General features: G+C 38.0%; 12 protein-coding genes and 3 pseudogenes. 12 read left to right on the top strand and 3 right to left on the bottom strand.

The genetic code is table 11. From position 1 onward, the window contains the following. Window positions 1-19 precede the first annotated feature (19 nt). The 6 genes from CZ225_RS16085 to CZ225_RS16065 all read left to right on the top strand — a co-directional run bounded on the left by CZ225_RS16085 (window position 20) and on the right by CZ225_RS16065 (window position 6,220). Window positions 20-565, top strand: coding sequence for a Yip1 family protein (locus CZ225_RS16085; RefSeq protein WP_077155858.1), 546 nt, complete (start codon window positions 20-22; stop codon window positions 563-565). A 9-nt stretch (window positions 566-574) separates the two neighbouring features. Beyond that, on the top strand, window positions 575-1,027 hold the full coding sequence (gene smpB, locus CZ225_RS16080) for an SsrA-binding protein (protein ID WP_073350254.1): 453 nt from the start codon (window positions 575-577) through the stop codon (window positions 1,025-1,027). A gap of 91 nt (window positions 1,028-1,118) precedes the next feature. Then, window positions 1,119-3,866, top strand: coding sequence for a methionine synthase (metH, locus tag CZ225_RS16075; protein WP_077154710.1), 2,748 nt, complete (start codon window positions 1,119-1,121; stop codon window positions 3,864-3,866). Between the two features lie 13 nt (window positions 3,867-3,879). After that, the gene (locus CZ225_RS16070) at window positions 3,880-4,479 is read left to right on the top strand and encodes a nitroreductase family protein (protein ID WP_077154709.1); all 600 of its coding nucleotides are present in this window, start codon (window positions 3,880-3,882) and stop codon (window positions 4,477-4,479) included. A gap of 71 nt (window positions 4,480-4,550) precedes the next feature. After that, entirely contained in the window at window positions 4,551-4,676 is a 126-nt protein-coding gene (locus CZ225_RS24430; protein WP_234983066.1) for a symporter small accessory protein, read from the top strand. Continuing rightward, window positions 4,673-6,220, top strand: a complete 1,548-nt coding sequence (locus tag CZ225_RS16065) for a sodium:solute symporter family protein (protein ID WP_077154708.1) — start codon at window positions 4,673-4,675, stop codon at window positions 6,218-6,220. The genes CZ225_RS24430 and CZ225_RS16065 overlap by 4 nt, the downstream gene beginning before the upstream one ends. Before the next feature lie 50 nt (window positions 6,221-6,270). Here CZ225_RS16065 and CZ225_RS16060 read toward each other — a convergent pair whose 3' ends face one another. Continuing rightward, window positions 6,271-7,683, bottom strand: a complete 1,413-nt coding sequence (locus CZ225_RS16060; RefSeq protein ID WP_077154707.1) for an MltF family protein — start codon at window positions 7,681-7,683, stop codon at window positions 6,271-6,273. Beyond that, window positions 7,683-8,297, bottom strand: a complete 615-nt coding sequence (gene udk / locus CZ225_RS16055; protein WP_077154706.1) for a uridine kinase — start codon at window positions 8,295-8,297, stop codon at window positions 7,683-7,685. The genes CZ225_RS16060 and udk overlap by 1 nt, the downstream gene beginning before the upstream one ends. Before the next feature lie 101 nt (window positions 8,298-8,398). Here udk and CZ225_RS16050 point away from each other — a divergent pair, with 101 nt between their 5' ends. From CZ225_RS16050 to CZ225_RS16045, 3 genes and pseudogenes are all read left to right on the top strand, one after another. After that, window positions 8,399-8,698 carry a Dabb family protein gene (locus tag CZ225_RS16050; protein WP_077154705.1) on the top strand — a complete coding sequence of 100 codons (300 nt, stop codon included), beginning with the start codon at window positions 8,399-8,401 and terminating at the stop codon, window positions 8,696-8,698. Window positions 8,699-8,717: 19 nt separating this feature from the next. Further along, window positions 8,718-9,171, top strand: a pseudogene (locus CZ225_RS24890) (protein-disulfide reductase DsbD domain-containing protein); the annotation flags it as partial. 83 nt (window positions 9,172-9,254) lie between these two features. Continuing rightward, window positions 9,255-10,772 (top strand): annotated as a pseudogene (locus tag CZ225_RS16045) (protein-disulfide reductase DsbD family protein); the annotation flags it as partial. Window positions 10,773-10,917: 145 nt separating this feature from the next. On the opposite strand, the pseudogene CZ225_RS24425 reads toward CZ225_RS16045, so the two are convergent. Continuing rightward, window positions 10,918-11,004, bottom strand: a pseudogene (locus tag CZ225_RS24425) (pirin family protein); the annotation flags it as partial. A 132-nt stretch (window positions 11,005-11,136) separates the two neighbouring features. On the opposite strand from CZ225_RS24425, the gene CZ225_RS16040 reads away from it, so the two are divergent. From CZ225_RS16040 to CZ225_RS16030, 3 genes are all read left to right on the top strand, one after another. After that, entirely contained in the window at window positions 11,137-11,790 is a 654-nt protein-coding gene (locus tag CZ225_RS16040) for a DUF2490 domain-containing protein (RefSeq protein ID WP_077154704.1), read from the top strand. A gap of 304 nt (window positions 11,791-12,094) precedes the next feature. After that, window positions 12,095-13,987: a fimbrillin family protein gene (locus CZ225_RS16035; RefSeq protein ID WP_077154703.1), complete on the top strand. Its 1,893-nt coding sequence runs from the start codon at window positions 12,095-12,097 to the stop codon at window positions 13,985-13,987. A 72-nt stretch (window positions 13,988-14,059) separates the two neighbouring features. Further along, window positions 14,060-14,551, top strand: a complete 492-nt coding sequence (locus tag CZ225_RS16030; RefSeq protein ID WP_077154702.1) for a PaaI family thioesterase — start codon at window positions 14,060-14,062, stop codon at window positions 14,549-14,551. The last annotated feature ends 52 nt before the right edge of the window (window positions 14,552-14,603 follow it).

Raw genomic sequence — 14,603 nt, 5'->3', positions numbered from 1 at the left:
AGAATTATTTAACATCGCAATGAAATTGATTTCCTCTCCGGTCAAAGCTTGGGAGGAAATTTCTATGGAAAAGGATAGGCGAAAGGTATTCATTGCCTTTGTCTATCCTATGATAGGTTTATGTGGTCTGTCTGTTTTCATTGGCTCTTTGCTGACCAATGGATGGGGAGGACCTCAAAGTTTCCAGATAGCTATGACCAACTGTTGTGCCGTAGCTGTGGCCTTATTCGGTGGTTACTTTCTGGCGGCTTATGCTATTAATGAGATGGGGATCAGGATGTTTGGTATGTCGGCAAATATCTCATTGGCACAGCAGTTTGCCGGATATGCGCTTGTTGTACCTTTCTTGTTACAAATCGTCACCGGACTTTTACCTGATTTTAGAATTATTGCCTGGTTGTTGCAATTCTACATCGTTTATGTGGTGTGGGAAGGTGCACCCATAATGATGAGAGTGGAAGAAAAACAACGATTGAAGTATACCCTTTTGTCGTCTCTATTGTTAATACTATGTCCGACAGTGATTCAATTTGTGTTCAACAAACTGACGGCTATACTTAATTAATATGCAAAGATGAAACAGCCTCCTGTAAATATAAAGAATAAACGTGCTACGTTTGATTATGAATTGGTAGATACCTATACAGCAGGTATTGTACTGACAGGTACAGAAATCAAATCTATTCGTTTGGGTAAAGCTAGCCTAGTAGATACATTTTGTTATTTTGTGAAAGGCGAACTGTGGGTGAAAAATATGCACGTTGCTGAATATTTCTATGGATCGTACAATAATCACACAGCACGTAGAGAAAGGAAGCTGTTATTGAATAAAAAAGAAATAGAGAAACTTCAGAGGGGAACGAAAGATCCCGGATTCACTATTGTCCCTGTACGCTTGTTTATCAATGAAAAAGGTTTGGCGAAACTGGTTGTAGCCTTGGCAAAAGGTAAGAAAGAATATGATAAACGCGAATCAATAAAAGAAAAAGATGACCGCCGGGACATGGCAAGAATGTTTAAACGGTAAGATATATGAGATTGTAGTCTAGGATAGGCTATTCTTGGACTGTGAGCAATAAATGGCAGAGTGCTAATAGGTATTAAGTGAAAAGGTAACAATGAAAAAGACAATTTCTCAGATTGTACCTGAGCGAATCCTGATTTTGGATGGAGCGATGGGTACAATGATTCAACAATATAATCTTAAAGAAGAAGATTTCCGTAGTGAACGTTTTGCGCATATTCCCGGCTTGTTGAAAGGGAATAATGATTTGTTGTGCCTGACCCGTCCTGATGTTATTCAAGATATTCATCGTAAATATTTGGAAGCCGGTGCGGATATTATTGAAACCAATACATTTAGTTCTACTACAGTTTCTATGGCTGATTATCACGTAGAAGAATATGTGCGTGAGATGAACTTGGCAGCCGTGAAGTTAGCTCGTGATTTGGCTGATGAATATACGGCAAAGACTCCGGATAAGCCTCGTTTTGTGGCAGGTTCTGTGGGACCTACTAATAAAACTTGTTCCATGAGTCCGGATGTGAACAATCCGGCTTTCCGCGCTTTGACTTACGATGACTTGGCTGCATCCTATCAACAGCAAATGGAAGCAATGCTCGAAGGGGGTGTTGATGCAATCCTGATTGAAACGATCTTTGATACGTTAAATGCTAAAGCTGCTATATTTGCTGCCGAACAGGCTATGAAAACGATGGGAATAGAAGTTCCTGTCATGCTTTCTGTTACTGTATCCGATATTGGTGGGCGAACATTGTCCGGACAAACCTTAGAAGCCTTTCTGGCTTCGATACAGCATGCCAATATTTTCTCCATTGGTTTGAACTGTTCTTTTGGGGCTCGTCAGCTAAAACCTTTTTTGAAACAGCTTGCTGCGCGTGCACCTTATTATATTAGTGCATATCCAAATGCCGGACTTCCAAATAGTCTGGGGAAATATGATCAGACTCCTGAGGAAATGGCTCATGAAGTGAGAGAATATATTCAGGAAGGACTGGTTAATATCATAGGTGGATGTTGTGGTACGACAGATGCTTATATTGCTGAATATTCAGCTTTAATAAAAGACGCCAAACCTCATGTACCTGCTGCTGCACCTGATTGTATGTGGCTTTCCGGACTAGAACTGTTGGAGGTAAAACCTGAAATAAACTTTGTGAATGTAGGTGAACGCTGCAATGTTGCCGGTTCACGTAAGTTCCTTCGTCTCATTAATGAAAAAAAATATGAAGAATCTCTTGCCATTGCTCGTCAGCAAGTAGAAGATGGAGCTTTGGTAATTGACGTTAATATGGATGATGGCTTATTGGATGCTAAGACGGAAATGACCACTTTTCTAAATCTAATTATGTCTGAGCCCGAAATAGCGCGTGTCCCTGTAATGATCGATTCTTCTAAATGGGAAGTTATTGAAGCCGGATTAAAATGTCTGCAAGGTAAATCAATCGTTAATTCGATTTCTTTAAAAGAAGGGGAGGAAAAATTTCTGGAACATGCGCGTATCATCAAACAATATGGTGCTGCGGCTGTAGTGATGGCTTTTGACGAAAAAGGACAGGCTGATACAGCAGCGCGTAAGATAGAAGTTTGTGGACGGGCTTATCGCCTTTTAGTAGATAAAATAAATTTTAATCCCCACGATATTATATTCGATCCAAATGTCCTTGCTGTTGCTACGGGGATTGAGGAGCATAACAATTATGCTGTAGACTTTATTGAGGCAACTGAATGGATAAAGAAAAACCTTCCGGGGGCGCATATTAGTGGTGGAGTAAGTAATCTTTCTTTCTCGTTCCGGGGTAATAATTATATTCGTGAGGCAATGCATGCCGTATTCCTTTATCATGCTATTCAGAAAGGTATGGATATGGGAATTGTAAATCCTGGAACATCTGTTCTTTATAGTGATATTCCGGCTGATGTTCTAGAAAAGATAGAAGATGTTGTATTGAATCGTCGTCCCGATGCAGCCGAACATCTTATTGAGTTGGCTGAATCTTTGAAGGAAAGTATGTCAGGAACTTTGGGACAAGCAGTTGCTAAACAGGATGCATGGAGGGAAGAAACTGTGCAAGAACGTTTGAAATATGCTTTGATGAAAGGAATTGGCGATTACTTGGAACAAGATTTAGCAGAGGCATTGTCTCTTTACGATAAGGCGGTTGATGTAATTGAAGGTCCGTTGATGGATGGAATGAATTACGTTGGTGAACTTTTTGGTGCTGGTAAAATGTTTCTGCCTCAGGTTGTAAAGACTGCTCGTACAATGAAGAAAGCTGTTGCAATCTTACAACCAGTTATTGAAATGGAGAAAGTGGAAGGTAACAGTTCTGCCGGAAAGGTGCTGCTTGCAACCGTAAAAGGTGACGTACATGATATTGGAAAAAATATTGTGGGAGTAGTCATGGCTTGTAATGGTTATGAGATTGTGGATTTAGGGGTAATGGTTCCCGCTGAAACAATCATTCAACGTGCAATCGAAGAAAAAGTGGATATGATTGGACTGAGTGGTTTGATTACTCCTTCTTTGGAAGAGATGGTACATGTAGCTGCTGAATTAGAGAAAGCCGGTTTGGATATTCCTCTTCTTATTGGAGGAGCCACTACTTCTAAGATGCACACTGCATTGAAGATTGCGCCGGTTTATCACGCTCCGGTAGTTCATCTGAAAGATGCTTCTCAGAATGCTGGTATAGCTGCCCGATTATTGAATCAGCAGTCAAAAGTTGAATTGGTTGATGAATTAGAGAAAGAATATCAGCACCTTCGTGAAAAGAGCGGTATGTTACGTCGTGAAACCGTTTCATTAGAAGAAGCACAGAGAAATAAGTTGAATTTGTTTTAGTGTATAAGCAGTAATGAAAAAGATTTTCTCTTTCCTATATATTATGATGGTATTAGCTGCTATGATCTCTTGCTCTTCATCCAAAGAACGTAAAGAGGGGGCAGTGACAGGAAATCCTGCCTTAGATAATATCTTTGCTCGAAAAAGTGTGCGCACTTATTTGGATAAGGGAGTAGAGAAAGAAAAAATAGATTTAATGCTTCGTGCCGGTATGGCCGGACCTTCAGGAAAAGACACTCGTCCCTGGGAATTTATTGTAGTGTCCGATCGTGCTATACTCGATTCGATGGCTGCTGCCCTTCCGTATGCCAAGATGCTGACACAGGCACGTAATGCGATTATTGTTTGTGGAGATTCTACATGTTCGTTCTATTGGTATCTTGATTGTTCGGCTGCTGCCCAAAATATATTGTTGGCAGCTGAAAGTATGGGATTGGGTGCTGTTTGGACTGCTGCCTATCCTTATGAGGATCGGATGCAGGTGGTTCGGAAATACACAGCTTTACCCGAAAATATTCTTCCTCTTTGTGTCATACCTTTTGGCTATCCTGCTACAAAAGAGTATCCGAAACAGAAGTATGATGAGAAAAAGATACATTATAATCTGTATTAGTAAACAAAAGTTTTGTTTTTTCAATAAATTCCTTACATTTGCGTTCTAATTAATTAATATCTGATACGCAAATGTTTGGAATAGACGACCCCTTGATTATTTTACCTTACCTCCTTTCGGTAGTATGTGTGATTTTTGCTGCCTGGTTCGGGCTGAAATATTGGAATAAAGACGACGAAAAAGACAAAACACGATGAATACATTTACACTTGGCTTGATTGTGATAGCCTATCTGCTGTCACTAGCTTATCTCGGTTTTTTGGGGTATAAGAAAACTACGAATGCCAGTGACTATCTGGTAGGAGGAAGACAGATGAATCCGATTGTGATGGCACTTTCGTATGGAGCGACATTTATTTCTGCTTCCGCTATTGTTGGCTTTGGTGGTGTTGCTGCTGCATTTGGAATGGGGATTCAGTGGCTTTGTTTTCTGAATATGTTTGTTGGGGTGATTATTGCTTTTATCTTTTTTGGTTTACGAACCCGGCGTATGGGAGCTAAACTAAATGTAAGTACTTTCCCTCAATTGTTAGGACGTCATTTCCGTTCGCGTAATATACAGGTATTTATTGCTGCCGTTATTTTTCTGGGAATGCCGCTTTATGCTGCTGTGGTCATGAAAGGAGGGGCTGTATTCATAGAACAAATTTTTCAGATAGATTTTAACGTATCATTATTGATATTTACATTAGTCATTGCTGCCTATGTGATAGCAGGAGGTATGAAAGGGGTAATGTATACCGACGCATTGCAAGGGGTTATTATGTTTGCTTGTATGTTGTTCCTGTTGTTTTCTTTATATCAGATACTTGACATGAATTTTGTTCAGGCCAACAAAGAATTGGGTAATATATCACATTTGGTACCAGAAAAGTTTAAAGCGTTGGGACATCAGGGATGGACAGCTATGCCGGTGATGGGATCTCCCCAATGGTATTCGTTGGTTACTTCTTTAATTTTGGGAGTTGGAATCGGTTGTTTGGCCCAGCCGCAATTAGTAGTCCGTTTTATGACTGTGGAGAGTAGCAAACAGTTAAATCGTGGAGTTTTTATAGGCTGTTTCTTTTTGATTATTACAGTAGGTGCTATTTATCATGCGGGAGCATTGAGTAATCTTTTCTTTCTGAAGACTGAGGGTGCAGTGGCAACTGAAGTAGTAAAAGATATAGATAAAATTATTCCTTATTTCATTAATAAAGCAATGCCGGATTGGTTTGCAGCACTTTTTATGTTGTGCATTCTTTCGGCCAGTATGTCTACTCTTAGTTCCCAGTTTCATACAATGGGAGCCTCGGTAGGGTCCGATATTTATGGTACTTACAAACCACGCTCACGTGGTAAACTGACGAATGTCATTCGTTTAGGAGTGCTTTTTTCTATTTTGGTAAGTTATATCATTTGCTATATGTTGCCGAATGATATCATAGCTCGCGGTACTTCTATCTTTATGGGAATCTGTGCTGCTGCTTTCCTTCCTGCCTACTTTTGTGCACTCTATTGGAAGCGTGCAACAAAACAAGGAGTGATGGCAAGTTTATGGGTCGGAACTATTGGGAGTCTTTTAGCTCTTGTATTCCTGCATCAAAAAGAATCTGCTGTATTAGGTATCTGTAAAGCTATATTTGGTCGCGATGTATTGATTGAAACTTATCCGTTTCCTGTAATCGACCCAATATTATTTGCGTTGCCGTTATCTGTAATAGCAATTATTCTGGTTAGTTTGCTGACTTCTAAAAAATAAATGATGTACCAATAATTTTGAAAACTTTATTCTTGATACCTAAACTGGTCTTACAACTTAATTTTTTTCTTGTAAGATTCAAATCGTGACATTATCTCACGCACAAAGTTGTAAGTCTCGCTACCGCGGAAATATCCGTTTTTACAGACAGGATCGGTGAAGTATTCCTCATTACTTTTAAGAAGGATGAAGTTCTCAACATTATCTTTCCAGACTAATTTGTTCTTACCGTATTTCTCAGCTAATGCCATTGCGTCATAGATATGTCCCAAACCGGCATTGTAAGAAGCTAAAATGAAATTCAATCGTTCCTGTTTATCAGGAATCATACTGAAACTGCGGTCAGTAGCCATGATATACTTAATAGCGGCTTTAATACTTTCTTCCGGATTTTGTTCTTTTCCGGGAGGTACTCCCATAGCCCGTGCGGTAGCAGGCATCAATTGCATCAATCCTTTTGCGCCAGCCCAGGATACTACAGTCGTATCAAAATTGGATTCTGTATAAGCAAGTGATGCAAGCATACGCCAATCCCATCCGATTTCTTTGGAGTATTTTTTAAATAATGGATCAAAATGAGAAATCTTTCCTTCTTTTAATGAAAGGATAGGAGAGTGAGGCATCATTTTACTATTTTCGAAATAACGTTTCATACTTGCCGTATAGGCAGGAGAAGTCATGTTTTCTTTATGCCATTTGTTGGCTGCTGCTGCCAGTTCGGGACTATCCTTTCTTACCGCCCATGAGGAACGTTGGTCGAAACTGATAGAAAGGTTGATATTGAGGTTGGGATAATAGGTCTTGTTTAATCTTGCCAAATCATTATCTGAAACAGTGTATGGAATTTTTCCTTGGGCAACTTGGGTGATCAAGTCTTCCGTAGTAATACTGTCATTGGTTACTTTATGAATCAAGATTCCACCGCCTAGTTCATTATTTAGATTAACCAATCGGTCGTAATATTTTCCGGGCTTGACATAGATGTTTTTTCCTATAAGCTCTGTTACGTCTTTTAGAGGTCTTTCCTTTCCATTCCCTTGTTGTACAATGACTTGATGAGTAATCACATCTTCACCACAATAGATTAGACTATCCTTCCATTCTTTGGTTATTGGTAAATTATAAGCGATCATATCACCTTCGCCTGCCAATAGCTTTTGTATTAATTCGTGGACATTATTAGCAACTTCGATTCTGAGCTTTACTCCCAGATTTTTGGCAAACTGTTCGCTAAGTTCATATTGAAATCCCATCTCTTGACCACGATAAATGAAATAGGAAGTAGAACTATAAAGTGTCAATACTACCAACTCCCCACTATCTTTTATTTGTGTAAGATCACGATCGTTCCCTTCTTCTTTGCTATGATGATTCTTCCTGCAACCGGAGATGCAACAAACAAAGATGAGAAACAGTGGTAAGAAGAGCGACTTGGCACTTAGTTTGAGTTCCTTTACTTTCATTATTCGTTTTTCAAATGTTTCTGGATATACATGGTCAATATATCAATGGCGACTTGATTACTGCCCCCTTCCGGAACAATCAAATCTGCATAACGTTTGCAAGGCTCGATAAATTGCAAATGCATTGGTTTTAAAACTCTTGTATAACGTTCCATTACAGCTTCTGCTGTGCGACCCCGTTCGATGACATCTCTTTGGATCACACGAATCAGTCGCTCATCAGGATCAGCATCTACAAATATCTTGAGGTCCATCATATTGCGTAGTCTCTTATCACAGAGCGCAAGTATACCTTCAACAATTACGACTTCCCTTGGTTCAATATGAATCGTTTCAGATTGACGGGTACATGTCAGATAGGAGTAAGTGGGCTGTTCTATGCTTTTACCCTCCTTCAACATCATGATATGTTTGGAAAGCAAACTCCATTCGAAAGCATCCGGATGATCGAAGTTGATATTTTGACGCTCTTCGACGGGCACATGGCTACTGTCCTTGTAGTATGAGTCTTGCGGTAACAATACTACCTCTCCTACGGGAAGGCTTTCAATAATTTTCTTTACAACGGTAGTCTTTCCAGAGCCAGTTCCGCCTGCTATTCCGATAATTAACATCTCTTTATAGTATTATTTGAACTAAAAAAAGTAATTTTGCATTGTTAATGCGATTCATTAATAGGACAAATATAGAAACAATTCATTAAAATAACAACGTAATGGTAAAGCACATTGTATTATTTAAGTTAAAAGATAATGTTTCTGAGGCAGAGAAACTAGTCGTAATGAATAAATTTAAGGCGGCTATTGAAGCTCTCCCTGCTAAAATCTCTGTGATTCGTAAAATTGAAGTTGGATTGAATATCAATCCGGATGAAACTTGGAACATAGCTCTCAACAGTGAATTTGATACACTGGAAGACGTTAAGTTCTATGCAACGCATCCTGATCATGTTGCTGCCGGAAAAATATTGGCAGAAACAAAGGAAAGCCGTGCATGCGTGGATTATGAATTCTAACCTTTTTATAAAAATAAAAATGAAAAAGCTATTTTCTTTACTGTTCCTCTGTTTGGTAATGGGAATGGTACAGGCTCAGATACAGGAACCTGTAAAGTTTAAGACAGAGTTGAAAACTTTGTCCGGTACAGATGCGGAGATTGTCTTTACAGCGGTAATTGATAAAGGATGGCATGTTTATTCTACGGATTTAGGCGACGGCGGTCCTATTTCTGCAACATTTAATGTTGATAGTAAATCGGGTGTTGAAGTGGTAGGTAAACTGAAACCAGTAGGTAAAGAAGTTGCAGTTTTTGATAAACTTTTTGAAATGAATGTGCGTTATTTTGAGAATACTGCACAATTTGTTCAGAAAATAAAATTAACTGGTGGAGCTTATTCTATTGAGGGATATATGCAATATGGAGCTTGTAATGATGAAAACTGTTTGCCTCCTACTGATGTCCCGTTTAAGTTTTCTGGTGAATCAAAAGTTAAGGGTACTGCCTCTGAAACTCCTGCTGTAGAACCTGCAAAACAGGAAAAGAAAAATGATGTACCAGCCAAAGAAGAAGTTAAAGATACTGTTGCAATGATGGAATTGGTACCGGCAACTGTTGATTCAACGGCTACTGTATCCCCTGCGGTTGCTGCTTCTGACTGGTGGGAACCGGTAATCAGTGAATTGCAAGCTTTAGGTGAGAAGCATAGCCAGAAAGACTCTTCATGGATTTATATTTTCATAACTGGTTTCTTGGGTGGATTATTGGCTTTGCTTACTCCTTGTGTGTGGCCAATCATTCCAATGACTGTTAGTTTTTTCCTGAAACGTAACAAGGATAAGAAGAAGGGTATTCGTGATGCGTGGACGTACGGTGCATCAATCGTAGTGATTTATGTAGCATTAGGTCTAGCTATAACGCTGATCTTTGGTGCCAGTGCTTTGAATGCTTTATCCACAAATGCGGTATTTAATATATTCTTCTTCCTGATGTTGGTGGTTTTTGCTGCTTCATTTTTTGGAGCCTTTGAAATTACCTTGCCATCGAAGTGGAGTACTGCGGTAGATAGTAAAGCGGAATCAACAACCGGACTGTTGAGTATCTTCCTGATGGCTTTTACTTTGTCATTGGTATCTTTCTCTTGTACCGGTCCGATTATTGGCTTTTTGTTGGTAGAGGTTTCTACAACGGGTAGTGTTGTAGCTCCTGCTATTGGAATGTTGGGGTTTGCCATTGCATTGGCTTTACCGTTTACATTATTTGCTCTTTTCCCGTCTTGGTTGAAGTCAATGCCTAAGTCGGGTGGATGGATGAATGTTATTAAAGTAACTTTAGGCTTTTTAGAATTAGCTTTTGCTTTAAAGTTCTTGTCTGTTGCCGATCTGGCATACGGTTGGAGAATACTTGACCGTGAAACCTTCCTAGCTTTGTGGATTGTGATTTTTGCATTGCTCGGTTTTTATTTACTCGGCAAAATCAAATTCCCACATGACGATGATGACAATAAGGTTGGTGTAAGCCGATTCTTCATGGCTCTTGTTTCTTTGGCCTTTGCTATGTATATGGTACCAGGATTGTGGGGAGCACCTTTAAAAGCAGTAAGTGCCTTCGCACCTCCTATGTATACGCAAGACTTTAATTTATATGGAAATGAGGTACATCCTAAGTTCAAAGATTACGAGAAAGGTATGGAATATGCCCTTCAACATGGTAAGCCGGTTATGATCGATTTTACTGGAAACGGTTGTGTTAATTGTCGTAAGATGGAGGCTGCTGTATGGACAGATTCTAAAGTGAGCGACATCATTAATAATGATTATGTATTGATCTCATTGTATGTGGATGAAAAAGAAGCATTGCCGGAACCAATTAAAGTTGTTGAAAATGGTAAAGAGCGTACATTGCGTACTGTTGGAGATAAATGGAGTTATCTGCAACGTGTGAAGTTTGGCGCGAATGCTCAACCTTTCTATGTTTTGCTGGATAATGAAGGTAAGCCGTTGAATAAATCATATGCGTATGATGAAGATATTTCCCAGTATATCAATTTCTTGAAAACAGGTCTGGATAACTATAAAAAAGAAAAGAAATAATATCCTTGATATATTCATTAAAAACGAGACTTCTTAGGGTCTCGTTTTTTAATGTACAAGGTGTACAAAAAGTAAAACCCGTTATCATTTTGCCTTAGATTGCTGAATGATAGGCTTATCAGACTTTTGCCCTACTTTTCATTTCGTTGGCAAAGCTGAATGTATGATATGTTATAAACCAATCATGATTAAAATAGCCTCTTTATAAAGCTTTGTTTATAACATCTTTCATGTTTTTCTTTTTTACAATTGAGCTTGTATTATATCTGATTTTATAGTAAATTCTTTTTCAGACTTATTTCAGAATTATGTTTTTTCTTTGCCAACTATAAAAGTATTATCTTTGCACTTTTTAATCTGATAAATGATGGGTAAAGTATTAACACTTAGATTATTGATAATTATGTGCCTTGTCGGAATGATTTCTACGGCATGGGCTCAGAAAGATGATTTTACTACATGGACAAAGTTGAAGTTAAATCATAAAATAGATTCTCGATTTTCAGTTTTAGGTGCTCTTGAACTTCGTACGAAAGATGATATGGGGATGATTGATCGTTGGGGAATTGCTGCGGGAGGGGAATATAAAGTTTCTTCTTTATTGAAAACGGATCTGGGATATGAACTTCATCATCGAAATTTAGGTGATTCGGAATGGAAATTCAGGCATCGTTATTATATCGGTGCTACATTCAGTTATCGTTATCAATGGTTAGCTGTCTCTTTAAGAGAAAGATTCCAACAGACATTTGACCGTGGTAATACAGAATCCCGCTTACGTTCCCGTTTAAAACTTGCATATGCTCCTTCAATAGGGATTGTTTCTCCTTATTTCTCTATTGAAGTCTACCAAAGTTTAAATGATGCTCCTTTTTGGCGAGCAGCTCGTACTCGTTATCGTCCTGGATTTGAGATTGATTTGGCTAAACGTTGGGTGTTGGATACTTTTTATTGTTATCAATATGAATCTCCGAAAGGCAAACATATTTTTGGAGTCGAAGTAGGTTATTCCTTTTAAAATATTAAGACTGCTTTTATAATAATGTGTAGTTCTCATTCATCTATCTTTTTATATAAATTATTAATAAATTGATTTTTTGTTAGTTACATATAAATAATAACTTTTTTAAGGAAAACACATTCCATTAATATAATAATACGTACTTTTGTTATAGCATTTCAAACTGATGTGCTTATATTTTGTGATTCAACAGATACAACAGACGTGTTGTATGATACCTCATGACCGAAGCGAATACTTCCTTTTATGTTCTACCTTCTGCTAAATCAGGAATTTAAAATTAATTTTAAAAGAAAATAGTATGAGAACTTTGTGCAGCCGGAAATGGGGAATCGGCTTAATTTTAATTCTTCCTTTTTTCATAACAGCTTGTGTGAATCATTTTTCAGAAGATGGAGAAAGTACAACTGATAACAATAACATTCCATTGAGATTTACGGCTGATATTTATAAAGTAGTGAAAACGCGTATTTCAGATAATACTTTTGATCAGGATGATGCGGTTGGATTGTTCGCTCTGGCAGGTTCAACGACTTTAACGGAAGAACGCTATGCAGATAATCTACTTTTTAAACGATCGGAAAATGATATTTTTGAAACAGAAGAGACTGTGTATTATCCTGACGATGGAGTTGCAGTAAATTTAATAAGTTATTATCCATATAATGAAGAGGGGATAACTATGGGAAAAACGACTATGCCAGTATCTGTGGCGACAGAACAGGAGCTTCCAGAAAATTATTCTTATTCAGATTTTCTAGTTGCGACTTCTGGTGATTTGAAAGCCAGCTCCGAACCTGTTGCCTTATTTTATAATCATAAATTTTTTCGATTAAATATAGTTATTGTTCCGGGCAAAGGAATTACTGTCGAAGAATTGCGAGATGCTGACCTCCAGCTTACTGTAGAAGGTTTTTCTACAAAGGCTGTCTATGATTTTCAGGATGATTCTTATACAGGATACTCAGAAGAGGAAAGTATAATTCCTGCAGGTGAATGGGTTGTAAAGGAAGATCGTTTGATTGGTAAGGAGGTTATTCTAATACCACAAGAAACAAAGGTTGATTATCAGTATGTAACATTGAAGGTGGGAGGAAAAGAGTATCGTTGTGTATTACCTTCTACTTTAGAATTGGTGAGTGGTAAACAAAGAGAATTGGAAGTTACTTTTGTTCCTGTACAGGATGTTTTAATCGGTAGTGTGGATGGGGAAATAAGTAATTGGGATGATACAGGTACTGATTGTACGGAAACTGGAGTAATATATGGTTGTGTGGATATATCGAAACTGAATTTTACAGAATCTAATGTTTATAAAGTAATGAAAGGTAGGCAACAAGTTGCGGAAATTTGTAAAGAATACATTTCTACTCCAGACTTTTCTTCTTCGGCTATTGTTGCTTATCCTATGAAATCAGATTATACGGCTGATTTGACAAAGGGACTTGTTTTACAGTTGTTGGGACATTCGGAAGATGTACATGGGGGAACAGTTTCGTGGGATATGGAGAATCATTCACTGATCTATAATCCAGGTACATTGAAACTTAAAAACTATCTTTTTGTGTTGTCAGGTGAACAAATCTATTTATCCACAGTGCCTACTGAAAGTCTCTTATCTATTTCTCCGGATATGTTTTGTGATGTACGCGGAGAGTCGATTCATTATTATCCCATTGTAAAAATAGGAACACAATATTGGATGAGAAGTAATCTGGAGGCAACTAAATATATTAATGGAGATGATATTCTGGTATTATCGGAAATGGTTGAAGAGGCTACCGGATATTTATTGAATGATGGGAATTATTTCTATACCCCTAATGCCGTTTTAACCGGTAATTTATTACCTATAGATTGGAAAGTACCAACTTGGGAAGATTGGAATTTATTAAAAGATTATTTGAAAAATGCTTCTTTATTAAAATCAGGTGAGTGGAGAGCTTTAACATCTAAAGATCCTATTGTAACAGAAGTAAATAATCGATCGGGCTTCAATGCGCTACCTGTAGGTATTTGGTATGCTGGAGGTGAAATAGCTAATTATGTAGGAAGATATTTGGGCTACTGGACATTAGAAGATTCAGGAGCCATTCCAGAGAAGTTCTTTATCCTTAAGAGTAACAGTGATGAAATATCCTCTGGAAATACTGGTACTGATAAAGCATGTGTTTTACGTGCCCTCCGAAAGTAAATTGATAAAAAATTGTTTTCATTTTTATATTTTGCTTATATTTGGGAGATAAAACCTAAATGAAGTAAGAGTATGAAGAAAATAATAAATCCTTGGAAAGGTTTGGAGGGATACAATTGTTTTGGGTGCGCTCCAAATAATGAGTCCGGAGTGAAGATGGAATTTTATGAAGATGGTGATGAGATAGTAAGCATCTGGAAGCCGCGTCCTGATTATCAAGGCTGGATTAATACATTGCATGGTGGCATTCAAGCCGTCTTATTAGATGAAATCTGCGCTTGGACGGTGCTTCGTAAATTACAGACAACAGGTGTTACTTCGAAAATGGAAACGCGTTATCGGAAACCTATTGATACACAGGATTCTCATATAGTATTGCGTGCATCCATAAAAGAAGTAAAGCGGAATATTGTAATAATTGAAGCGAGACTATATAATAAGGATGGAGAACTTTGTACAGAAGCTGTTTGTACTTACTTTACTTTTTCCCAGGAAAAGGCTAAAAATGAAATGCACTTTTTGCAATGTGATGTAGAGCCGGAAGAGATACTTCCTTTAATTTGAAATAAAAAACTAAGAGCCTGTTTAAATTTTGTAGTTTTAAATAAAAAGAGTG

Origin of the sequence: Bacteroides bouchesdurhonensis (assembly GCF_900155865.1) — a bacterium.
In the GTDB taxonomy this organism is placed as follows: Bacteria; Bacteroidota; Bacteroidia; order Bacteroidales; family Bacteroidaceae; genus Bacteroides; species Bacteroides bouchesdurhonensis.
The sequence above is the reverse complement of the archived record's forward strand: the minus strand, read 5'-3'. Positions and strand labels throughout refer to the sequence as shown.

What these genes read in the sequence shown, in the direction of transcription:
- CZ225_RS16085 (WP_077155858.1), top strand. Translation starts at nt 20, where the DNA reads ATGAAATTGATTTCCTCTCCGGTCAAAGCTTGGGAGGAAATTTCTATG.
- smpB (WP_073350254.1), top strand. Translation starts at nt 575, where the DNA reads ATGAAACAGCCTCCTGTAAATATAAAGAATAAACGTGCTACGTTTGAT.
- metH (WP_077154710.1), top strand. Translation starts at nt 1,119, where the DNA reads ATGAAAAAGACAATTTCTCAGATTGTACCTGAGCGAATCCTGATTTTG.
- CZ225_RS16070 (WP_077154709.1), top strand. Translation starts at nt 3,880, where the DNA reads ATGAAAAAGATTTTCTCTTTCCTATATATTATGATGGTATTAGCTGCT.
- CZ225_RS24430 (WP_234983066.1), top strand. Translation starts at nt 4,551, where the DNA reads ATGTTTGGAATAGACGACCCCTTGATTATTTTACCTTACCTCCTTTCG.
- CZ225_RS16065 (WP_077154708.1), top strand. Translation starts at nt 4,673, where the DNA reads ATGAATACATTTACACTTGGCTTGATTGTGATAGCCTATCTGCTGTCA.
- CZ225_RS16060 (WP_077154707.1), bottom strand. Translation starts at nt 7,683, where the DNA reads ATGAAAGTAAAGGAACTCAAACTAAGTGCCAAGTCGCTCTTCTTACCA.
- udk (WP_077154706.1), bottom strand. Translation starts at nt 8,297, where the DNA reads ATGTTAATTATCGGAATAGCAGGCGGAACTGGCTCTGGAAAGACTACC.
- CZ225_RS16050 (WP_077154705.1), top strand. Translation starts at nt 8,399, where the DNA reads ATGGTAAAGCACATTGTATTATTTAAGTTAAAAGATAATGTTTCTGAG.
- CZ225_RS16040 (WP_077154704.1), top strand. Translation starts at nt 11,137, where the DNA reads ATGATGGGTAAAGTATTAACACTTAGATTATTGATAATTATGTGCCTT.
- CZ225_RS16035 (WP_077154703.1), top strand. Translation starts at nt 12,095, where the DNA reads ATGAGAACTTTGTGCAGCCGGAAATGGGGAATCGGCTTAATTTTAATT.
- CZ225_RS16030 (WP_077154702.1), top strand. Translation starts at nt 14,060, where the DNA reads ATGAAGAAAATAATAAATCCTTGGAAAGGTTTGGAGGGATACAATTGT.